17 protein-coding genes are annotated in these 20,397 nt (G+C 67.9%); 7 read left to right on the top strand and 10 right to left on the bottom strand.

Annotated features, from left to right (window positions below):
• Positions 1–326: 326 nt before the first annotated feature.
• On the bottom strand, positions 327–1,778 hold the full coding sequence (locus Q9Q40_14345; protein ID MDQ7008398.1) for a sigma-54 dependent transcriptional regulator: 1,452 nt from the start codon (positions 1,776–1,778) through the stop codon (positions 327–329).
• Positions 1,778–2,893: an ATP-binding protein gene (locus Q9Q40_14340; GenBank protein ID MDQ7008397.1), complete on the bottom strand. Its 1,116-nt coding sequence runs from the start codon at positions 2,891–2,893 to the stop codon at positions 1,778–1,780. Before Q9Q40_14340 ends, Q9Q40_14345 begins: the two co-directional genes overlap by 1 nt.
• 222 nt (positions 2,894–3,115) lie before the next feature.
• Here Q9Q40_14340 and Q9Q40_14335 point away from each other — a divergent pair, with 222 nt between their 5' ends.
• Positions 3,116–5,521: a diguanylate cyclase gene (locus Q9Q40_14335; GenBank protein ID MDQ7008396.1), complete on the top strand. Its 2,406-nt coding sequence runs from the start codon at positions 3,116–3,118 to the stop codon at positions 5,519–5,521.
• Here the strand turns inward: Q9Q40_14335 and Q9Q40_14330 are convergent.
• The 3 genes from Q9Q40_14330 to tatB are packed head-to-tail and all read right to left on the bottom strand — an operon-like array spanning position 5,491 to position 7,429.
• Positions 5,491–6,246, bottom strand: coding sequence for a lipopolysaccharide kinase InaA family protein (locus tag Q9Q40_14330; protein ID MDQ7008395.1), 756 nt, complete (start codon positions 6,244–6,246; stop codon positions 5,491–5,493). The genes Q9Q40_14335 and Q9Q40_14330 overlap by 31 nt on opposite strands.
• Complete coding sequence (gene tatC, locus Q9Q40_14325) at positions 6,246–7,043, bottom strand: twin-arginine translocase subunit TatC (GenBank protein MDQ7008394.1); 798 nt, start codon at positions 7,041–7,043, stop codon at positions 6,246–6,248. The genes Q9Q40_14330 and tatC overlap by 1 nt, the downstream gene beginning before the upstream one ends.
• Positions 7,040–7,429, bottom strand: a complete 390-nt coding sequence (gene tatB, locus Q9Q40_14320) for a Sec-independent protein translocase protein TatB (GenBank protein ID MDQ7008393.1) — start codon at positions 7,427–7,429, stop codon at positions 7,040–7,042. The genes tatC and tatB overlap by 4 nt, the downstream gene beginning before the upstream one ends.
• Before the next feature lie 109 nt (positions 7,430–7,538).
• On the opposite strand from tatB, the gene Q9Q40_14315 reads away from it, so the two are divergent.
• The gene (locus tag Q9Q40_14315) at positions 7,539–9,143 is read left to right on the top strand and encodes a S41 family peptidase (GenBank protein ID MDQ7008392.1); all 1,605 of its coding nucleotides are present in this window, start codon (positions 7,539–7,541) and stop codon (positions 9,141–9,143) included.
• 40 nt (positions 9,144–9,183) lie between these two features.
• Here the strand turns inward: Q9Q40_14315 and Q9Q40_14310 are convergent, their stop codons facing one another.
• Both Q9Q40_14310 and Q9Q40_14305 read right to left on the bottom strand, forming a co-directional pair.
• Positions 9,184–9,870, bottom strand: coding sequence for a hypothetical protein (locus Q9Q40_14310; GenBank protein MDQ7008391.1), 687 nt, complete (start codon positions 9,868–9,870; stop codon positions 9,184–9,186).
• Positions 9,867–11,717: an AAA family ATPase gene (locus Q9Q40_14305; protein MDQ7008390.1), complete on the bottom strand. Its 1,851-nt coding sequence runs from the start codon at positions 11,715–11,717 to the stop codon at positions 9,867–9,869. Before Q9Q40_14305 ends, Q9Q40_14310 begins: the two co-directional genes overlap by 4 nt.
• 261 nt (positions 11,718–11,978) lie before the next feature.
• On the opposite strand from Q9Q40_14305, the gene groES reads away from it, so the two are divergent.
• Positions 11,979–12,269, top strand: coding sequence for a co-chaperone GroES (groES, locus tag Q9Q40_14300; GenBank protein MDQ7008389.1), 291 nt, complete (start codon positions 11,979–11,981; stop codon positions 12,267–12,269).
• Positions 12,270–12,379: 110 nt separating this feature from the next.
• Positions 12,380–14,026 (top strand): chaperonin GroEL, encoded by a 1,647-nt coding sequence (gene groL / locus Q9Q40_14295; GenBank protein MDQ7008388.1) that lies wholly within the window; start codon positions 12,380–12,382, stop codon positions 14,024–14,026.
• Positions 14,027–14,293: 267 nt separating this feature from the next.
• Here the strand turns inward: groL and Q9Q40_14290 are convergent, their stop codons facing one another.
• Complete coding sequence (locus Q9Q40_14290) at positions 14,294–15,148, bottom strand: hypothetical protein (GenBank protein MDQ7008387.1); 855 nt, start codon at positions 15,146–15,148, stop codon at positions 14,294–14,296.
• 538 nt (positions 15,149–15,686) lie between these two features.
• Here Q9Q40_14290 and Q9Q40_14285 point away from each other — a divergent pair.
• Positions 15,687–16,628, top strand: a complete 942-nt coding sequence (locus Q9Q40_14285; GenBank protein ID MDQ7008386.1) for a TraB/GumN family protein — start codon at positions 15,687–15,689, stop codon at positions 16,626–16,628.
• On the top strand, positions 16,625–17,398 hold the full coding sequence (locus tag Q9Q40_14280) for a hypothetical protein (protein MDQ7008385.1): 774 nt from the start codon (positions 16,625–16,627) through the stop codon (positions 17,396–17,398). The genes Q9Q40_14285 and Q9Q40_14280 overlap by 4 nt, the downstream gene beginning before the upstream one ends.
• Before the next feature lie 15 nt (positions 17,399–17,413).
• On the opposite strand, the gene Q9Q40_14275 is transcribed toward Q9Q40_14280, so the two are convergent.
• Positions 17,414–18,157 carry an outer membrane lipoprotein carrier protein LolA gene (locus Q9Q40_14275; protein MDQ7008384.1) on the bottom strand — a complete coding sequence of 248 codons (744 nt, stop codon included), beginning with the start codon at positions 18,155–18,157 and terminating at the stop codon, positions 17,414–17,416.
• 162 nt (positions 18,158–18,319) lie between these two features.
• On the opposite strand from Q9Q40_14275, the gene Q9Q40_14270 reads away from it, so the two are divergent.
• The gene (locus Q9Q40_14270; GenBank protein ID MDQ7008383.1) at positions 18,320–19,477 is read left to right on the top strand and encodes an acyl-CoA dehydrogenase family protein; all 1,158 of its coding nucleotides are present in this window, start codon (positions 18,320–18,322) and stop codon (positions 19,475–19,477) included.
• A 28-nt stretch (positions 19,478–19,505) separates the two neighbouring features.
• Here the strand turns inward: Q9Q40_14270 and Q9Q40_14265 are convergent.
• The coding region (locus Q9Q40_14265; protein ID MDQ7008382.1) for an HD domain-containing phosphohydrolase at positions 19,506–20,397 on the bottom strand (892 nt) is incomplete at its 5' end.

The following is a 20,397-nucleotide window of genomic DNA, read 5'->3' as shown; positions in this document are numbered from 1 at the left end:
CCTCGCCCGCCGGCTCCAGCCCTTCGAGGTGGACCTGCCGCCGACCTGGGAGGCGGTCTATCGCCGCCGCCTGCCCTTCCCGTCCCACCTGGAAGTCAAGCCCCACGACCTGAAGAACGCTTTCTGAGCGCGCCCGGCCGGCCCGGCCGATGGATCCCGGGACGCTCCCGCGCCCGGCGGCGCCGGGAGGGGGGGCCTGCGGGCGCCGCCGGGCCGTCACCGGCGGGCGAGGGGGGGGGCTGCGGGGCTCACCGAACGCGCTCCGGGGGACCGGCGCCCGGCAGGGCCGGCCAGGAACACCATTGTTCGCTCCACGGTGGGGGGGATTAGACGTGGACGCCTTCCTGGTCCAGCTGATAAGCCTTGATCTTGCGATAGAGCGTCCGCACCGAAATCCCGAGAATGCTGGCCGCCTTGCCCCGGTGCCAGTGGGTGCTCTCGAGGACCTCGAGAATGCGGCGCCGCTCGATTTCCTGCAGCGAGAGCTTGCCCTGCTCCTCCATCCAGTGCTCCGGGGGGCGGGCGCTGACAGCCGGAACGCTCAGGGCACCGGTTGCCACGGCCGGAGTCGGCTCGCGCGGACGTTCTTCGATGATCTCCCGTGGCAGGTCCTCGAGCCGCACGACCCCGTCCCGAGCCAGCAGTGCGGCGCGCTCCATCACGTTACGCAGCTCCCGGACGTTACCGGGCCAGGAATAACTCTCGAGGGCGGAGAGGACCGCCGGTTCAAGACTCAGCTGGGAGTCGACTCCCGCGAGGAAGGCACGGGCGAGAACGCCGATCTCCTCGGGCCTGTCGCACAGGGGAGGCACCTCGATCGTCCCGGCGTTGATGCGGTAATAGAGATCGGCGCGGAAGGTACCCTGGCGCGAAGCCTCCAGCAGGTCCCGGTTGGTGGCCGCCACGAGGCGCACATCGACACTGACCTTCTTGCGTCCGCCGACCCGGAAGAAGCTCATGGTTTCCAGCACCCGCAGGAGCTTGACCTGCAAGCCGGCGGGCAGCTCGCCCACCTCGTCGAGGAAGAGCGTGCCCCCATCGGCGGCCTCCATCAATCCCGCCCGTGAACTCCCGGCCCCGGTGAACGCGCCTTTCTCGTGACCGAAGAGCTCGCTCTCGAGCAGCGTGTCGGGAATCGCCGCGCAGTTGAGGTCGACGAAGGGACCGTTCGAGCGGTGGGAGCGCCGGTGGATCTCCCGGGCCACCAGTTCCTTGCCGACCCCCGACTGGCCGAGAATCAGCACCGGCAGGTCCGACGGCGCCAGCTTGTCGATCAGCCGCAGAACGGGCTTCATCGCCACCGAGTCCCAGCCCTGCACCGTGGTGCTCGGCTCCCTGTGCTCCTCGCGCCGCCGCAGCTGCTCGTTCTCCCGGGCCAGACCGCCCTTGTCGGCTGCGGCGCGGATCAGGGCGTCGAGCACCTCGATCCGGCAGGGCTTGGTGATGAAGTCGTAGGCTCCGAGTTTCATCGCCTCGACCGCGGTCTCCACGGTGGCGTTGCCGGTCAGCAGGATCACCTGGGGCGGGCAGATCTCGCCGCTCAGGCCGCGGAGCACTTCGATACCGTCGAGCCCCGGCATGCGCACGTCCAGCACGGCCACATCGAAGGAGTCCTCCTCGAGCAGTTTGCGCGCTTTGGCGCCGTCTTCGGCCTCGGTGACCCGGTGGCCCTTGCGACGCAGCTCCCGGCTCAGCACCCGCCGCAGCGGGGCTTCGTCGTCCGCCAGGAGGACTCGAATCACCTGCGGCATCTTGCCGCCCCCGTGGGTTGTGGTCATCACTCACTCTCCGCGCCGGCGCGAGACGCCACGGGCAGGCGCACGTCGAAGCACGTCCCCCGTCCGCTCGAACTGGCCAGCTCCAGCCGTCCCCCGTGGGCCTGCACCAGGCCGTACGCCACGGCCAGACCGAGGCCCGTGCCTTCCCCGGGGGGTTTGGTCGTAAAGAAGGGCTCGAAGACCCTGTCACGAATCTCCGGCGGCACGCCGGGCCCGTCGTCTTCCACGCTGAGTACCACTTCGTCGTCCCCGGCGGCGCGCACATCGACCCGCACGCGGCCGTCTTTCCCCACGGCATCGGCGGCGTTCGACAGGAGGGCCAGCATCACCTGCACCAGGTGATCCTCGTTGGCGCTGACCGGTGGCACGCTCTCGGCGCACTCCAGTTCCAGCGTGATACCCGCCATGGCCGGGTTGTGACGCACCAGGTTCACGGTCCGTTCCGCCACGCGACAGGGATCGCAGTAGGCCGGTCCGTCCGCCGGCCCTCGCCGTGAGAGTTCCAGCAGGTTCTGCAGGACGCCCTTGAGACGGTAGGCCTCCTCCTCGATGACCAGCGCGTCTTCCTGGATCTCCGAGCGCTCGGCGTCGTTGACCGCCTCCGCGAGCCGGGAACGCATGGATTCGGCGCAACCGGCGATGGTCGCCAGGGGGTTGTTGATCTCGTGGGCGATGCCCGCCGTGAGCTGGCCGATGGCCGCCATCTTCTCCGACTGCACCACCGCGCGCTCGAGAGCCCGCTGGCGGGTGATGTCACGGGCGAAGGTGATCACGTGACTGATCTCCTCGCCCTCGCCGACCCGCATCGGCACCTTCTCCACGCTGAAGATCCGCGGTCCGCATCCACTGTGCGAAACCACTTCGGAAACCTGCGCCTGACCACCGGCGAAGATTTGTTCGTACTCCCGGCGGATGGCCGCGTCCTCGCCGATGACGGCGAAAAGATCACGACCCAGGACCTCCCCCCGGGGCCGACCGAAGGGACCCTCTTCCCGGCGGCGGTTCCAGACCACGATGCGAAAGTCGCGGTCGATCACGTGCAGGGACATGGGCAGGGCGTCGACCACTGCCTGAAAGAGCAATTGCTCGCCTGGCGGCGCCTGGACCTGGGTCACGAAAACCTCTCCCGGAGCTCTCGCGCGGGCTCCCGGCGAATATGGGTCGCCCGGCCCGACGCGGACAAGTCGTCCGAAGACCGGACAGGACCGCCCTTCCCGCCGAATCTGGCCACCCCAAGGCCGGACGGTTTCACTTCCGTGTTCCGCGGGTGTTCGCCGCATCCCGGGGCTTCCCGCAGCGCTGGCACGCCTCTTGTAACAGCCAGCGCGGAGGCTTTCTTGCCAGCATCAGAGAAATGTTCCCACTGGTTGCGGGATACGGTCACCGCCCTCGGCGTCGCGGTGTTTTTCGCCGCCTGCTTCGAGCTGCTGCGTGCCGACCTGGAAACCCTCGGCCTTGTGGGAGCCTGCCTGCTGCTGATCGCCCTCTTCGGCCGCATGTCGCTGCGCATGCCTCGCCGCGGCGTGGTGCTCTCCGTCTCGGAGCCCCTGGTCTTCGGCGTCCTGATCTTTCTCGGGCCGTTTCCCGCCGCCTTCCTCGCCGGTCTCGACGGTCTGCTCTCCTCGGCGCGGCACACCCGCCGCCTGAGGCTGCGCCTGGCCAACGGCGCGATGATGAGCCTGTCTCTCGGCATCGCCGCCTTCGTCTTCGAAGCGCTGGCTCCCACCGGATTTCGCTCGGCCGGCACTCACGCCGAGAACCTGGTGACCGCCACGATGATGGCCTGCCTGGCCTTCTTCGCGGTCAACTCCGGGGTGGTCGCCGGCGCCGACGCCCTGGCCAAGGGCAAGCCGTTCTGGCGCGCGTGGCGGGAGACCTCCTGGACGCTGCTCTCCTGCACCTTCAGCGCCGGAACGGCCCTGCTGGCCTGGATGCTCCACGCCCGTTGGGGGAACCTGGCCCTGGCCGTGGGCCTTCCCGCCCTGGCCGTCGTGTACTTCGTGGTCTGGACCCAGTTCGAGAAGATCGCCGTCCACGAACGCCACCACGCCGAACTGCAGAACCTCCACCAGCGCACCATGGAAGCCTTTGCCCTGGCGATCGACACGCGGCACCCTCGCTCCCGCGGGCACGCCCGCCGCGTTCAGGCCTATGCCGAGGAGGTCGCCCGCCGGCACATCGCCGGCGCTGCCGACGGCAGCGTCAGGCGGCTGGGCACATCCTGGCTGGCCAGCCTCTCGGCGGCGGCCCTGTTGCACGACATCGGCAAACTGGGCGTACCCGACCAGCTGCTGAGCAAGCCCCCGGAAGAACTGAGCGAGCGGGAGACCGAGCGGCTGCGGCGGCACCCGGCGATCGGGGCGGCGATTTTGGGCGGGATTCCCTTCCCCTTCCCCCTCGGCAAGGCGATCCGCCATCACCACGAGCGCTGGGACGGCCTGGGCTATCCCGACGGCCTGCGCGACGAGCAGATCCCTCTCGCCGCGCGACTGATCGCCCTGGCCGATACCCTCGATCATCTCCACATAACCTACGTGGGGCCCGAACACAGGCGGCTCGAAACCATGCGCCTGAGAATGGCGGAGCTGGCGGGGAGGCAGCTGGACCCGACCCTGGTCGAGATCTACTGCGATCAGGCGGCGGAGATCGAGGAGGCCGTGGCCGCACGGATCAGCGCCGACGGCCCGACCCAGGAAACCTCCCAGGAGACCGAAGCCCTCGAAGACATCGACCGGGCTCAGAAGGAGGCGGGCGTACTCTACGATCTGGCCCGGCAGGTCGGCAGCACCCTCGACCTGCAGGACACGGCGATCACCGTGCTGCATCGCCTGGTGGAACTCATGCCCGCCACCTCGGCCTGCCTTTACGTCTACGACGATCAGGCGCGCATGCTCTTGCCCCAGGCGGCCATCGGTCCCCTCAGCGACATCCTCGACATCCGCCGTTTCGCACCGGGCGAAGGCACCATCGGCTGGTGCTACGAAACCGGCGAGCCCCTACTCGACGCCGACCCGCGGGTGGACCTCGGCCGGCAGGTCGCCAGTGGTGAGCGGCCGCCGGTCTCCCAGGCGGTCATCCCCATTGCCGACGAGACGGGCACCAGCGGCGTGATCGCCTTTTTCGCCGAGCAGGCCCGAGTCTTCGACCCCGACCAGCTCCGCGTACTCGACACGGTGGTTCCCCAGATCGCCCGGGCCCTGGCCAACGCCCGGCTCTACGAGTCCACCCGCACGACGTCGATGACCGACGCCCTGACATCGCTGCCCAACAGCCGCTTCCTCTACTCCCAGTTCGACAAGGAGCTGGCCCGGGCGACCCGAAAAGGCCTGCCCCTGTCGGTGGTGGTGCTCGATCTCGATGGTTTCAAACCGATCAACGACACCTATGGTCACCAGGCGGGTGACGCTGTGTTGCGGCGGGTCGCCGCACTGTTGAGGGAGGCCTTCCGCCACGAGGACATCGTCTGCCGCTACGCCGGCGACGAGTTCGTCGCCCTGCTGCCGGAGACGTCACCGGAAGAGGCGGAGCGCATCGTCCGCCGCGTGCAGCAGACCCTCGCGTCCACTCAGATCCCGGTCAAGTCGGGCAACCGGGAGCACCACGTCAGCGTGGGCATCAGCGCGGGCTGGGCCTGCTTCCCCCTCGACGGCACCACCCTCGAGGAACTGGTGCACCGGGCCGACAAGGAGATGTATCGGGACAAGTCCCGCCGCTACACCGAGTCGGGGGCCACGTCGCGATAGGCGTCGAAGATCTCCCGCCGCCGCCTGGCGGGGACCGGCCCGTCGGGTCCGAGGATCTTCCGCCACGATCGTTCGAGGCGTTCGAAGACCCGGCGCCGCCGGGAACGCGGCACGCCTCCCTCGTACCAGAGCGCGCGGTCCAGGTCGATCACCGTCAACTCCCAGCCGCCCTCCCGCCGGGCCCGGGCCAGGAGATTGCCCAGGTTGAGATCGTGGTGGTAGAGACCCGCCCCATGCAGTCGCGCGGCCAAAGCCACCGCGGCCTCGAGCAGGCCCGCGGCCTCCTCCGCCGCCAGGGAGCCGGAGAACCACCGGGCCAGGTCGGGCGCCTGCTCGACCAGCGGGGTGATCTGCCAGACCCGCCACCCCGGCCGGGCGCGGCGGAAGACCAGGCCCCAGGTGGGCAGCACCGGCAAACCCGCGGCCAGGGCCTTCCCGGTGACCTCCAACTCGCGACGGAAGCGATCGAGGGAAAAATAGCGCTCGGCGTTGAAACGGGCGGGAAAGCCGCCCCGCAGGCATTGCTTGATCCACGCCCTGCCGGCCGCGGTCTCCACCGCCCCCCGGGGCCCGCGACCCGTCCCCGGCAGGTCGGGCCGGGCGCCGACCAGGGTCCAGGGGCGATCGAGCCCAGCCTCCCGCAGCGCCGTCGCCAGATCGCGCCGCCACCAGGCTCCTCCAGCGTCGAGGAGTTGCAAGACGAAGCCCTCGGGAGGGGGCCGCATCACCCTCCGGTCCGAGGCCGCGCCAGCCAGGCCACCACGATGCTGATCAGGTAGAGCACCAGCATCGGCACCGCGAAGATCGTCATGGTGATCATGTCCGGGGTGGGGGTCAAGATCGCCGCCGCCAGGAAGCAGAGGAAGATCGCCACGTCGATCTTGCGCAGCAGGAAACGGGCGGTGACCAGGTCGAGGCGGGCCAGGGCGAAGACCACCAGCGGCATCTCGAAAACCGCTCCCAATCCGAGCAGCAACTTGGTCGCGAAGCCGAAGGCGTAGTCCACCGTGATGTGCGACTCGAACTGCTGGCCCTGGGAAGCGAGAAAGCCCACCGCCGCCGGGAGGGCCACGATGTAGCAGAACACCGCGCCGGCCGAGAAGAGCATGGTCCCCGCCAGCATCACGGGCACCACCCAGCGCCGCTCGCGGCGGTAGAGTCCCGGGGCGATGAAAGCCCAGGCCTGGTAGAAAACCCAGGGCAGCGAAACGAAGAGCCCGCCGACGAAGGCCGCCTTGACCTTGTTCATGAAAGCCTCGGCCGGACGGATCACCGCGAGGGTGTCGAAAGCTTGCTGGATCGGATCGAGGAGGATCTGCAGGAGCTGATCGGCAAAGGCCCAGCAGGCGAGCACGCCCACCAGCACGCCCAGGGCCGCGAAGAAGACCCGCCGGCGCAGTTCGTCCAGATGCTCGAGAAAGGACATCCGGGCCGCGGGAGCGTCCTGTTCCGTCGATGGATCGGGGGGCGGCTCGGTTCCGGGCAGGGTGGCGCCCCCGAGGCCGTCCTTGTCGGCGGTCACGGAGCGGGCTCCTGCTCGTCCGGAGTGGGGGCCGGAGGCTTCTCGTCAGCGGAGCCGGTCTTCCCGGTCGCGGCGGCGCCCGCCTCGCGCTCCCGGGCCCGCAGACGGCGGGTGGGGTCGGCCGGCGCGGGAGGCCCCACACCGAGCAGCTCGCGAGTGCTGCTCTGCACGTCCGCCTTGAGCCCCTCGACCTGCCGGGCCGCCTGCTTGACCTCGTCGAGGGCCACTTCGCGCTCGAGCGCGCCGCGGAAGTCGTTCATCGCCCGGCGCATCTGCCCGACGAAGCCGCCGAACTGCCGGCCGAGCTGGGGCAGGCGCCGGGGCCCGAAGACGAGCAGCCCGAGAACCACGAGCAGAATGAACTCACCACCACCGATATCGAACATGGCTGCCGATTCTACACCCGCCAGCCCCCCCCCCGCCCACCGGGATCGCGGCGGGGTTTACGGAAGGGTTCATTGTCCGCCCCTCCCGCCGGCCCCTATACTGTGTTTCATGAAATCATCCCTTCTCGCACCCCGCCGGATCGCCCTCGTCGCCGCCATGGCCCTGGTTTTTCTGCTGGTCGGCGCCCGCGCCGCCTCCCCCCGGGCGGGTTCGCGGATGGCCGCCTTCACCGAAATCCTCTCGCTGATCGAAAGCCGTCACGTCCCCGAGGCCAAGCCCAAGTCCGTCATCTACGCCGGCATCCACGGCATGCTGGGGACCCTCGATCCTCACACCAATTTCCTCGACGACGAGGCCTTCCGCGACATGCGGGACGAGCAGCGGGGCTCGTTCTACGGACTGGGGATCGTCATCAGCAAGCGGGGCCGCAACCAGCCGCTACGGGTGGTGTCCCCCATCGCCGACACCCCGGCCGCCCGCCTGGGCATCCGGGCCGGGGACGTGATCACCCATATCCGTGACCGCCGAGCCGACGTGGACCTGGACACCATGGGCCTGACCATCCAGGAATCGGTCAAGCACCTGCGGGGTCCCCGGGGCACGGAGGTGGAGATCACCATCAACCGCCCGGGAATGGAAAAACCCCTGGTCTTCTCCGTGGTGCGCGACGCGATTCGCACCCCCGCCGTCAACCTGGCCATGATGATCCGGCCGGAGGTGGGTTACGTGCACCTGGCCAACTTCACCGAGACGACCACCGCCGAGCTGGACCGGGCCCTCGAAAAGCTCGCCGCCGAAGGCGCCAAGAAGCTGGTGCTCGATCTCCAGGGCAACCCGGGAGGCCTGCTCGACCAGGCGATCTCCGTGGCCAGCCGTTTCCTCGAGCCCGGCGAGCTGGTGGTCTACACCGAGGGCCGGCTGCCCGGCACGCGCCAGGACTACGAGGCCCTGCGGGACGTCCCCCGGGTGGACTGGCCCGTGGTGGTGCTGATCAACCGGGGCTCGGCCTCGGCCTCCGAAATCGTCTCCGGGGCGATCCAGGACCATGACCGGGGCCTGGTCGTGGGCGAGACGTCTTTCGGCAAGGGGTTGGTGCAGTCGGTCTATCCCCTGAGCGAGAACACCGGCCTGGCCCTGACGACCCAGAAGTACTACACACCGGTGGGTCGCAGCATCCAGCGCCCCTACGAAAACGAGGAAGAGTACTACTACACCAACTACACCCGGGACACCGCTCCCAAGGCTCCCGAAGATGCGCCGGTCTACTACACCGACACGGGACGCAAAGTCTTCGGCGGCGGCGGCATCGCCCCGGACGTGCCCGTCGAGATCCCCGAAGAGCCGAAGGTGATGCGTCGCCTGGTACTCGAATCGGCGTTCACCCGTTTCGTCTCGCCCCTGAGCGACGAACAGCGCCTGGCCTATCGCAAGACGCGAAAGAAGCTTTTCGAAGACTTCGTCGCCTGGCTGGCCGGGGAAGTGGAAAACGTCCCCCTCGACGAGGTCCGGGCGGCCTCCGAGCGGGTCGGCCTCTACCTCCGGGCGGAACTGGCCCTGGCCACCGGCGGCATGGAAGAGCGCGACCGCATCCTCACCGAGGAGAGCCCGGTCGTCGCCCAGGCCCTCGCGTCCTTCCCCCAGGCCGAACAGCTGCTCGCCGCCCGGCGCAGCCACAAGGACAGCCAGCGCGCGGCGGCCGGCAAGCGCCGCTGAACCCCGCCGCGAGCAGTGGCGGGCCGGAACCGGTTCCGGTTCAGGCGAAACGACGGAGCTTTTCGAAGTGGTTCGCCCGGTGGAAGCGACGCAGGCGACGCAGCCTGTCGGCCGCCGCCAGCCCCCTCAGTCCCCCGACGAAGGCACGCGCCAGGGACTCCGCACGGGCATAGCGACGCACCACCGAAGCGTCGGGATCGTCCACCGGCCCCCGGTGGAACAGGTGGTGGTCGATCATCCGCCGGACTTCCGGCTGCAGCCGGCGGCGGGAGGCCAGGCGCCCCGCGAAGTGGGAAAGAGTCAGGTGCTTGCTCACCGCGGCGTGCCACTCCAGTTCCAGCAGGGAGACCATGCCCTCCGGCCTCAGGGCCCGGTCGGCGAAGGTCAGCAGGTGATCGACTTCCTCGACCAGGGTGGCGAAGGGGCCCAGGTTTCCGCCGTGCAGCTCGCGGCGCGGATCGGCGCGTTCGAGGTCTTCCACCAGCTTCTCCGGCAGGTAGAGGGCGGCGGCCCACTGCGCCTCCGCTCCGGACGGAGGCCGCAACAGCAGGCAGGCCGCTCCGTCGCCGCCGTCCACCCGCTGGCGGGGCTGGCGACCGCCCAGCAACCGTTCCCGCCCCTGCTCGCCCACCACGAAACGCCCGAGGGGCAGCAGGCCGCTGTCGAAGTCGTAGGTGCGCTCGAGCAGCAGGGCCACGTGATCGATCAACGGCAGGGAGCCGCTCACGACTCCCTCCGGTAGACGAAGTCTCCGTCCTCGGCGTCGACGACGATTTTGCGGTAGGCCACCCGGGCCCGGGTCGCCTCGAGAACTTCACGCCCCAGCTGCTCGAGGCCGGCCAGGTCTTCTTCTTCCCGCGCCCGGCGCACCCGCTCGAGCAGTTCCGAGGGATCCGGCCGGGAGAGCTGCTGCTCATCCCGGCGGATCATCTTCCCCACCTCGATGTTGCAGCTTCGCTGGATCACCGCCGCCAGGCGCCGGGCACCGTACTCGTGGGAATAGCCGCGATCCACCAGCAACTCGAGGCCCGCCGGCGTCAGTTCCAGCTCCAGGTCGTGCAGCGCGGCGTAGCGGCGAGCGATGCGCTCGAACTCCAGGCGAGCGATGCGCTCGGCCGACGAGCGGGGCAGGTGCCGGAAGCGCACCAAGCGCACCCGGTTGAGAAACTCCGGCGAGAGGGCCCGCCGCAGGGACTGGCTCAGCTCCGCGTTGTAGGCGTTCTCCGCTTCTTCGCTGCCACCGAAGCCGATGGGCGCCGTCAGGGGACTGCGCTCGCGGTAGCCGATGTTGGAGGTGAAGAAGATCAGCACCCCGTCGAAAGCCAACTCCTGGCCCTGGGCATCGGTCACCGTCCCCCGATCGAGGATCGAAAGGAAGAAGCGCCGGAGCTGGGGATGGGCCTTCTCCACCTCGTCGACCAGGATCACCGACAAGGGCGCGGCGACCGCCCGCTTGTGGAACTCGGTGAGCAGGCCCGGCTCGTCCGAACGGATGAAGCCCCGGGTCGCGCCCCGCAGCTCGTTGATGTCGGAAGGATAGGTGTAGTTGGGCCCCTCGATGGTCAGCAGGGGAACTTCCACTTCCCACTGGCGCTGGAAGACCCCCACCAGGGTCTCCACCAGGTAGTTCTTGCCCACGCCGGTGGGGCCGACGAGGAAGTAGCCCATGGGCTTGTTCACCCGCTGGGTTCCCACCGCCATCAGGGCCAGGTCGTCGCAGAGGGTGGCGATGGCCTCGTCCTGGTCGACCACCACCGCCCGCAGATCCTCCCGGACCCGGTCCAGGTCGAGGCTGGCGAAGAGCAGCAGCCGCTCGAGGGAGGTCAGGGTGCGGGCCACCTCCTCGGGCCCGGTTTCCGCAGTGGCCTGGTAGCCGAGGGCGAGCAGCGGATCGTCGAAACCCGCCGTGGGGGGCGGCGTCAGTTCCTCCGGCCCGGGAAGCGCCGGCAGGGCGCGGGCGGGATCGGGAGCCGCCGGCAACGGGCCCAGATCCACGTCCGGGCTGGCCAGGGCGCGGAGCATCTTGGCGTAGAGCCCGAAACGAGCCGCGCAGCCCTGGAAGAACTCCGCGTCCTGCTCCATGCTTTCGAGAGGCGGTCCCGCCGCCGCGTCGGTACCCGGGTGCTGGCGGGCATCGTCGGCCAGGCGCCGGAGCAGTTCCGCCGCCAGGCGGTAGGCCCGGGGTCCGAGGTCTGTCAGGCCGATGCCGTAGACACTGCGACGGGACGAGAAAGAAAGGTCGAAGAGAGCCTGGTCGGCGACCTGGCGAACGCCCTCGGGCAGCTGGCGTAACCGCCGGAGGGGATCCCGCAGGTCCTCGGCCAGGGAGGCCGCAAACCACTGGCGGGCCAGGACCTCGAAGAGCCGGCCCGAATCCTCCGCCAGGATCGCAGCCAGACGTTCGGTGGTATAGACGTCGTCCAGCCAGGCCGAGCAGCGAAACAGAACCGAAACGAGATGTTCGATCTCCCGCTTGCTCACCGGTCCGCGGCCGATCTCCCGGCCGACCCGGGCCAGTTCTCGCGCGAGGGCGACGCTGTCGAGTGGAACGATCGGTGACAGGGGCTTGCCCATGGTCTTCCTCGCTGATTCCCCGCAACGCGAAAGACGTTTACTACCCTCCGCCCTCTCTTTTCCCTCCTTTCATGATGGTCTCCGCGGGCCCCGGCGGCAAGAGACGGGGGCCTCCGCAGAGAATCGCATTCTCTGTCTTGACACCCCTGGGGGCCGATCTTATGGTTGGCACTCGTCCGGCGAGAGTGCCAAGGCCCCCGCCGGCCAAGCGCCTACAACATGTTGTTTTGCAGTATTTTACGAGACGGAGGCTAAGAGGAAATGAAGAAGATCAGGCCGCTCCATGATCGCGTCATCGTCCAGAGGATCGATCAGAAGGAGACCACCAAGGGTGGAATCATCATCCCCGATTCCGCCAAGGAAAAGCCCCAGGAGGGCAAGGTCATCGCCGTGGGCTCCGGCAAGCGGGATGACCAGGGCAAGGTCCACGCCCTCGAGGTGAAGGCCAAGGACCGGGTGCTCTTCGGCAAGTACTCCGGCACCGAGGTCAAGATCGAGGGTGAGGAGTACGTCATCCTCCGCGAGGACGAGATTCTCGGCATCATCGACTGAAGAGCGGCGACCCCGCTTTGGCATCACTCGTAGTCCCTTTCCCGAAATGACTCAGAGCTTTCCCCCGGCGGGCCCCGTGCCCCGGCGGGAAAGCCAGAAGGAGCATGACCATGGCAGCAAAGAAGGTCACCTACGCCGAGGATTGCCGGCAGGCCCTCCTCCGCGGCGTGAACAACCTGGCCAACGCCGTCCGCACCACCCTCGGCCCCCGCGGCCGCAATGTCGTGATCGAAAAGAAGTTCGGTTCGCCCCTGTCGACCAAGGACGGCGTGACCGTGGCCAAGGAACTCGAGTTCGAGGATCCGTGGGAGAACCTCGGTTGCCAGATGGTGCGCGAGGTCGCCTCCAAGACCTCCGACGTGGCCGGTGACGGCACCACCACCGCCACCGTTCTGGCCCAGGCGATCTTCCGCGAGGGCGTCAAGGCGGTCACCGCCGGCGCCAACCCGATGGACATCAAGCGCGGTATCGAACTGGCCACGGAGAAGACCGTCGAGGCCCTGCACGAGATGAGCCGTGAAGTGGCCGGCGACAAGGAAGTCGCCCAGGTCGGCGCTATTTCGGCCAACAACGACGAGACCATCGGCAAGATGATCGCCGAGGCGATGAAGAAGGTCGGCAAGGACGGCGTGATCACCGTCGAGGAAGCCAAGTCCCTCGAGACCCAGCTGGACGTGGTCGAGGGTATGCAGTTCGACCGCGGCTACCTCTCCCCCTACTTCGTCACCGATCCGGACCGCATGGAATGCGTGCTGGAAAACCCCTACATCCTGATCCACGAGAAGAAGATCTCCTCGATGAAGGATCTGCTGCCCGTGCTCGAGCAGGTCGCCCGCTCCTCGCGCCCGCTGCTGCTGATCGCCGAGGACATCGAGGGCGAGGCCCTGGCCACGCTGGTGGTCAACAAGCTGCGCGGCACCCTGCAGGTCTGCGCCGTCAAGGCTCCGGGCTTCGGCGACCGCCGCAAGGCCATGCTCGAGGACATCGCCACCCTCACGGGCGGCAAGTCCCTGACCGAAGACCTGGGCATCAAGCTCGAGAACGTGCAGATCGGTGACCTGGGCGAGGCGAAGAAGATCGTCATCGACAAGGACAACACCACCATCGTCGAGGGCAAGGGTTCGGCCGCCGCGATCGAGGGCCGGGTCAAGCAGATCCGCACCCAGATCGAGGAGACCACTTCCGACTACGATCGCGAGAAGCTGCAGGAGCGGCTGGCCAAGCTGGTCGGCGGTGTCGCGGTGATCAAGGTCGGCGCGGCCACCGAGGCCGAGCTGAAGGAGAAGAAGGCCCGGGTCGAGGACGCCATGCACGCCACCAAGGCTGCCGTGGAAGAGGGTATCGTCGCCGGTGGCGGCACCGCCCTGCTGCGCTGCCAGAAGGTTCTCGACGGCATGAAGATCAAGAAGAAGGACGAGGACCTGCAGATCGGCGTCAACATCGTCCGTCGCGCCCTCGAAGAGCCCCTGCGCCAGATCGCCAACAACGCCGGTTACGAAGGCTCCGTGGTGGTCAACGACGTGCGCAACTTCGAGGAGAACGACAAGGGCTTCGATGCGCGTCACCTGGAATACACCAACATGATCGATCAGGGCATCATGGATCCGACCAAGGTGGTCCGCACCGCCCTGCAGAACGCCGCCAGCATCGCCGGGCTGATGCTCACCACCGAGGCGATCATCACCGAGGTGCCGGAGAAGGAAGACAAGGCCGCCGGCGGCGCGGCCCCCGGAATGGGCGGCGGCATGGACTTCTGATCCATCCCCTGATCGCAACACCGGAAGGCGCCCTGCGGGGCGCCTTCTTTTTGCTCTCTTCACATCTTGTGTGGGCGAGGAGGCCTGTTTCGGGGGAAGGTCGAGCACTGCTGGATCCAGGGCTGAGCCCCTTCCCGCCACATTCGCCTTTCGGGGGCATCAGACCCCCATTGAACAGCCCGCCAATCTCAGAACACACCGCAAGCGGCTTCGCAGTTCTCCGGCAGCGATACCCTTGCATACTCCCATAGAGCCCAAAAGGATGGGTCACTTGATCTTCCTGGCAATCTCGACATCGACTCCCGCCTCCAGGAGAGCCTGCTGGAACTTGTCTTGCCACGCGGCAGAAGGCGGCCGGAAGCTTGCCAAAACATCCTTCATCTCCGCCCGTGTCAGCAGTGACTCGTACCATTCTTCCCCACCCAGCTCAGCTATCAGCGCCTTTGACAGGCTGGCGTGCCTGTCAACGAAACGCTCTCCGAGCCAGTACTTCAGCTCATCGCCCGAACGGGCCAGGCAATTGAAGTGCGGGGTACGATCCGTTGGACGGGGGCGCAGCCAAGCCATCGCGTGATTGACCAGACTTGCCGTCTCGTCACCACGGAGATGCAGCTCGAACCGGTGCGTCGGTACGTAGAACCTCAGATCCGAACCACCGCCCATGAACAGTTCGAAGCCGTCTCCAGCAGCGTAGGTGGCGAGCGCGTCGGAGGGACCTATTTCACCGACCACCCGTCCAGTTCGATGCAGTATCAACTGGCGGGTTCCTATACCACCGGTCGAGAACTCGACCAGTAAGTACTCTCCTGATTGTACCAGCCTGGTACCACCGCTCGCCCAAGTCTGGAGGGCCTTCCAGACGTTGTTGACGTTCGCGGACTGGACGATCTCGGCATCCTCGTCAATACGCCTGAAGCCGGGCAGCCGAAAGGACCACAAGATCCTACCCAATCCGTTCACCGCGGTGACGATTCCCTGCCATGGCTGGAGCTGATAGGCTCTGTCAATCTCTGGATCGCACGCGATTTGTGCCGTCATTCCCATCCCATCGGCACGCGCCTTGCTTTGCGGTTCGATGATCACCTCGAAGACAGTCTTACCGTCCTTCGTTCCGCGCAACAAGGAGTCGAAATGGTCACCATCGGGCGACCCCCAGGGGCTACGCCCCGGCCGGGTTGACGCCAGGGATGGGAGAGCCACTTTGAGGATAGGAGCTTCCATGATGGTAGCGGCTCATCGCGGGGCGGACCTGAGGCCGGTGTTTGTGTTTCCGTGGAGGGGGCGAGTGGGATCTTGGGTTGCAGCGGATCTGTGTTCGTGGAGCATCGAAGAGCACGACAGATCGAATCGGGGGTGAGAACCAGGGTCCGGTGCAGAGGGGCGGCGGCTGCTCGTGGAGGAGGCGGCGTTCCGGCATCAGTCCCCATTCACTGGGACACACAAGAACCCTGCGCCTTCAAGCCGGCTTCCTACCCGTCACGATCAAGGATATGCTCGGCCCGTCCCAGGGAAGCACGAGAGGGGAGTGATCTCGGCCGAGCAAAGTGCGAGCGGAATAGCAATGGACTCGATGCCAATAGTCGCCCCGGAAACCTGCCTGACATCTGCTCGATTCCCCACAGCTGCGAGCGAGCACTAGAATGGATGGCCCGGAGGCGTAATGAAGATTCAAGTCCTCTTGCTCGCAGTGCTGCTGGCGGCAGCCCCTTACCTTGTCCCCGCTTTCAGCGCCGCAGAGCAGATGCCGGCGCGGCCGCTGCTGTGGTCGGAGCAGGGTGCGGGGCGGCTGTGGCTCTACGGCACGATCCATCTGCCTCTGGCGGCGGAACAGGCGCTGCCTCCCGCAGCACGGCGGGCCATCGAGGCGGCAGACGTGGTACTGACCGAGATTCCCCTCGATCCGGTGACCCGGATGAAGGCCCACGAGGCGAGCCTGCTGCCCGAGGGCCAGTCCCTGGCCGACGTGCTGCCCGCGGCGCTGGTGGCCCGTCTCGAAGCCGAGATGGAAGCACGCGGCCTGAGCTTTGCGGCCTTCTCTCGCCTGCGCCCGTGGGCCATGGCGGGCCAGCTCGCCCTGCTCGACCAGGACTTCGCCGCCGGAGCGCTGCCGGTGGACTTGCAGATCTGGGCCCTGGCCGGGCGCCGGGGCAAGACGGCCGCGGGTCTCGAGACCCTGGGCGAGCAGATCGCCGCCTTCGAGGCCCTGGGCCCGGGGGGCCAGGCCTGGCTGCTCGAGCAGGCGCTGGACGAATTGGAGCGGGCCCGCACCGAGGGCAGCCGCGCCTCCGAGCCGATCGTCGCTGCTTGGCGCAGCGGCAAACTCGAAGCCCTCGAGCAGGTGCTCGAAGAGCAAGCCCCGGCGGGCGAGGCCCGGGCCCGGGCTTTCCGCGAGGAACTGATCGACAAGCGCAACCACCGGATGGCCGAACGCATCCTCGCCCGCCTGCGCGCCGAACCCGATCGGCGGATCTTCGTTGCCGTCGGCGCGCTGCACCTGGCCGGCCGCGAGGGCCTGCTCGCGCGGCTCGGCCGCCGGGGTCTGCAACTGGTGCAGGCCCCGGCCCCAGTCCACACCACCGTTTCCGAGGAAGCCATACGATGAGAAGACTTCTCTTTCCTGCTCTCCTGGCGGCCCTGGTGGCCTTCGCCCCGGCTGCGCCGGCCGAACCGACCGTGATCACCGTACGGGTGCTCTCCCACCAGGCCAAGTTCATCGGCACCACCATGGGTGGCGCCCGAATCACCATCAGCGACGCCGAGACCGGCGAGGTGCTGGCCACGGGAGTCACCCGCGGGGGGACGGGCGACACCGAGAAGATCATGACCTTCGGCGGTCACCGCCACTGGAGCCCGATCGCCGACGAGAGCGCGGCCTCCTTCACCGCCGAGCTGGACCTGGATCGTCCCCGCCTGCTGCGGGTGGAGGCCCGCGGTCCGCTGGCCCAGCGCCAGGCGGAGATGACCGCTTCGGCCACCCAGTGGGTGCTGCCCGGGCACCACATCACCGATGGCGACGGCTTCCTGCTGGTACTGCGGGGCTTCGTCGTCGACGTGATGGCGCCGCAGGCCCACCTGCGCCTGGCGGGAACGCCCCAGGAGATCGAAGTCACCGCCAACGTGACGATGATGTGCGGCTGCCCCCTGAGCCCCGGGGGCCTGTGGAACAGCGACGACTACGAGATCGAGATGCGGGTGCTGCGCGGCGGTGAGACCGTCGCCACGCTACCCATGACCTACCTGGGACGGCACAGCCACTTCGGCGCCCGCTACCGGGTGGAGGAGCCCGGGGTCTACGAGTTCCGCGTCACGGCCTGGGACGCGGCTTCCGGCAACGTGGGCATCGACGCGACGACGGTGATCGTCACGCCGTAGCCCGGCGGGAGAACCTCAGCGGGCGACGACCCCGAAGGAGGTCTTGCCGGTGACGATCTCCACCCCTTCGGGGACATCGATGCGGAAGGCGCCGGCTGGCAACTCCGGGTTGATCCTCATGTTTTCGAGGCGCACGAGCACCTGGTCGCCGTCTGCCGTCTCGTAGAGGAAGCGGTCGGGCAAGCCGGTTCCGGGGGCCAGCCACAGCTCGATGCGGGCCACGTGGCGCCGCACCCGGCGCGAGCGGGGCACCAGCTCGAGGTGTGCCGGATGATCGCCCTCGCCACCATCGAGGAGCGTGACCTTGAACTCCTTGCGCAGGGCGGCGGCATCCTGCCCCATGCCCACCAGGCGCCGCAGGCGCTTTTCGTGGCGCCGGAGGTCCACCTTCTCGAGACGCCGCTGGTCGGGCAGCCAGCCGGTGAGCTGCCCGCCGTCGAGGAGATAGATCTTCCTCTCGGGAGAGCGGTACTCCCAGCGGATCCGCCCCGGCTTCTGGAAGGTCAACCGCCCCTCGAGAGTCTGGGACTCCGAGAGCAGCGAAAGCGTGCGGGTCTCCACCAGGTCGGCGGTGAAGGCCTCGAGCCGCCCCTGGGCCCGGTCGAGCCGCTGCAGGACCGCCGTCAGCCGGGGATCTTCGGGCCGGGACGAAGGGGCCCGACGGGCGGCCAGGACCGGCGGCGCCACCGCCGCCAGCAGGGCCAGCGCCGCGGCGCCGGACAGAAGCGCCCGGTGGGCTCGAGAAAGGACCATGGTCATCGTATTCTCTCCCGGGGTCGGGCCGTGAACCTCTTGCGGCCGTCCGCCCACCGCGAGCCTCTGCCCTACCCATCGGCACGGCATCAGAGTACCCTGTATCGGCTTTTTCGCCCATCGACGACGAAATCCCACCCCGCCAAGCATTCACGGAGGTTGATCAGCATGACCGAGAGCGTTCGTCCCCTCACCGACTTGACCGAAGAGCAGCAGATGCTGGTCAGCGAAGTCCGCCGCTTCTGCGAGGAGAAGGTCCAGCCGAAGGTGGCCGAGATGGACCGGGAAGCCCACTGCGCCCCGGAGATTCTCGAGCAAATGTTCGAGATGGGCCTGATGGGCATCGATATTCCCGAAGCCTACGGCGGCTCGGGGATGAGCTTTTTCGATGCGATCCTGGTGATCATGGAGCTGGCCAAGGTCGATCCGTCCATTTCCGTGATCTGCGACGTGCAGAACACCCTGGTCAACAACGCCATCCAGCGCTGGGGCAACGAGGAGCAGCGCAAGACCTGGCTATCCAAGCTCGCCGAGAACACCGTGGGCTGCTATTGCCTGTCCGAGGCCGAATCGGGCTCCGACGCCTTCGCTCTGCGGGCCCGTGCCGTGCAGGACGGCGACGGCTGGAAGCTGACCGGCAACAAGCTCTTCATCACCAACGGCAAGGAAGCCGGCGTGTTCCTGGTCTTCGCCAACGTCGATCCGGAAAAAGGCTACAAGGGCATCACGTGCTTCATCCTGGACAAGGACATGCCCGGACTCAAGATCGGCGCCAAGGAGGACAAGCTGGGGATTCGGGCTTCGAGCACCGTGGAAGTGATCCTCGACGGCGTGCAGGCGGGCCCGGAGCGGATCCTCGGCGAGGTGGGCAAGGGCTACAAGGTGGCCATCGAGACTCTCAACGAGGGCCGCATCGGCATCGGCGCCCAGATGGTCGGCCTGGCCGAAGGCGCCCTGGCCCACGCCCGTGCCTGGTGCCTGGAGCGCAAACAGTTCGGCCGGGAGATCGCCAGGTTCCAGGCCGTACAGTTCGCCCTGGCGCGGATGGACGCCGAAATCGAAGCCGCCAAGCTGGCCGTGTTCAACGCCGCACGACGCAAGGAGGCCGGTGAGCCCTTCGTGCGCGAGGCGGCGATCGCCAAGTGGTTCTCGGCCGAGGTCGCCGATCGCTGTTCGTCGATGGCCGTGGAGCTCTTCGGGGGCTATGGCTTCAGCCGTGACTACCCGGTCGAAAAGCTCTTCCGCGACGCGAAGATCGGCAAGATCTACGAAGGCACCCACTTCATGCAGCTCCAGACCATCGCCAAGCTGCTGCTCGCCGACTGATCGCCCCCACGACCGCGGCACAGCGTCATCAGGGTCCCCCCGGGGAAAACAACTCCGGGGGGATGCCCGCGTCTTCGCGCGCGGCCATGGCGCGCTGAACGGCGGCGCGCAGGGTCCACCACTCCTCGGCTTCCACGGCCAGAAAAGCCTCTACCACCCGCGGGTCGAACTGGGTACCGGCGCAGCGGAGCAGTTCGCCGCGCACCTCCTCCATGGTGCCGGCGTTGCGGTAGGGTCGGTTGGAGGTCATCGCGTCGAGGGTATCCGCCACGGCGAAGATCCTGGCCCCGACCGGGATCTGCTCCTGGCGCAAGCCCCGGGGATAGCCGCTGCCGTCCCAGTTCTCCTGGTGGGAGAGGACGATTTCCGCGGGCACCGCGAGGTAGTCGATCCCCCGCAGCATCTCCCAGCCCCAGCGGGGATGCTGGTGCATCTGCTCGAGTTCTTCGGGATCCAGTGGCCCGGGCTTGCGCAGCACGGCATCCTGGACACCGATCTTGCCCACGTCGTGGAGCATGGCGCCCCGTTTGATCTCGGTCAGTTCCGGTTCGACGATACCCATTTCCCGGGCCAGGCGATCGGTGTAGGCCACGACCCGCAGCGAATGCCCCTGGGTTTCGTTGTCCCGGTGATCGAGAGCGATCATCAACGCCGAGAGGGTGCTGTCGTAGGCCCGGGTCAGTTCTTCGTTGAGGGCGGCGATTTCCTCCATCGCCTCGAGCACCTTGCGGGTGCGAGCCTCCACCAGTTCCTCCAGGTGCTCCCGGTATCGCTCGTTCTCGATGCGTAGCCGGCGCTTTTCGAGGGCCTCCCGCAGGCGGGCGTCCATCTCGTGCAGGGAAAAGGGCTTGCAAACATAGTCACTGGCTCCTGAACGCATGGCGGCCACCGCTGTCGGCGCGTCGCGCAGCCCGGTGAGC

The organism is Acidobacteriota bacterium (assembly GCA_030949985.1).
Lineage (GTDB): Bacteria > Acidobacteriota > Polarisedimenticolia > J045 > J045 > JALTMS01.
The sequence above is the reverse complement of the archived record's forward strand: the minus strand, read 5'-3'. Positions and strand labels throughout refer to the sequence as shown.

Bases quoted from the DNA above. Each gene is read 5' to 3' on its own strand.
- Q9Q40_14280 (MDQ7008385.1), top strand. From the start codon at position 16,625: ATGAGAAGACTTCTCTTTCCTGCTCTCCTGGCGGCCCTGGTGGCCTTC.
- Q9Q40_14345 (MDQ7008398.1), bottom strand. From the start codon at position 1,778: ATGACCACAACCCACGGGGGCGGCAAGATGCCGCAGGTGATTCGAGTC.
- groES (MDQ7008389.1), top strand. From the start codon at position 11,979: ATGAAGAAGATCAGGCCGCTCCATGATCGCGTCATCGTCCAGAGGATC.
- Q9Q40_14270 (MDQ7008383.1), top strand. From the start codon at position 18,320: ATGACCGAGAGCGTTCGTCCCCTCACCGACTTGACCGAAGAGCAGCAG.
- groL (MDQ7008388.1), top strand. From the start codon at position 12,380: ATGGCAGCAAAGAAGGTCACCTACGCCGAGGATTGCCGGCAGGCCCTC.
- Q9Q40_14305 (MDQ7008390.1), bottom strand. From the start codon at position 11,717: ATGGGCAAGCCCCTGTCACCGATCGTTCCACTCGACAGCGTCGCCCTC.
- Q9Q40_14285 (MDQ7008386.1), top strand. From the start codon at position 15,687: ATGAAGATTCAAGTCCTCTTGCTCGCAGTGCTGCTGGCGGCAGCCCCT.
- Q9Q40_14275 (MDQ7008384.1), bottom strand. From the start codon at position 18,157: ATGACCATGGTCCTTTCTCGAGCCCACCGGGCGCTTCTGTCCGGCGCC.
- Q9Q40_14315 (MDQ7008392.1), top strand. From the start codon at position 7,539: ATGAAATCATCCCTTCTCGCACCCCGCCGGATCGCCCTCGTCGCCGCC.
- tatB (MDQ7008393.1), bottom strand. From the start codon at position 7,429: ATGTTCGATATCGGTGGTGGTGAGTTCATTCTGCTCGTGGTTCTCGGG.
- Q9Q40_14330 (MDQ7008395.1), bottom strand. From the start codon at position 6,246: ATGCGGCCCCCTCCCGAGGGCTTCGTCTTGCAACTCCTCGACGCTGGA.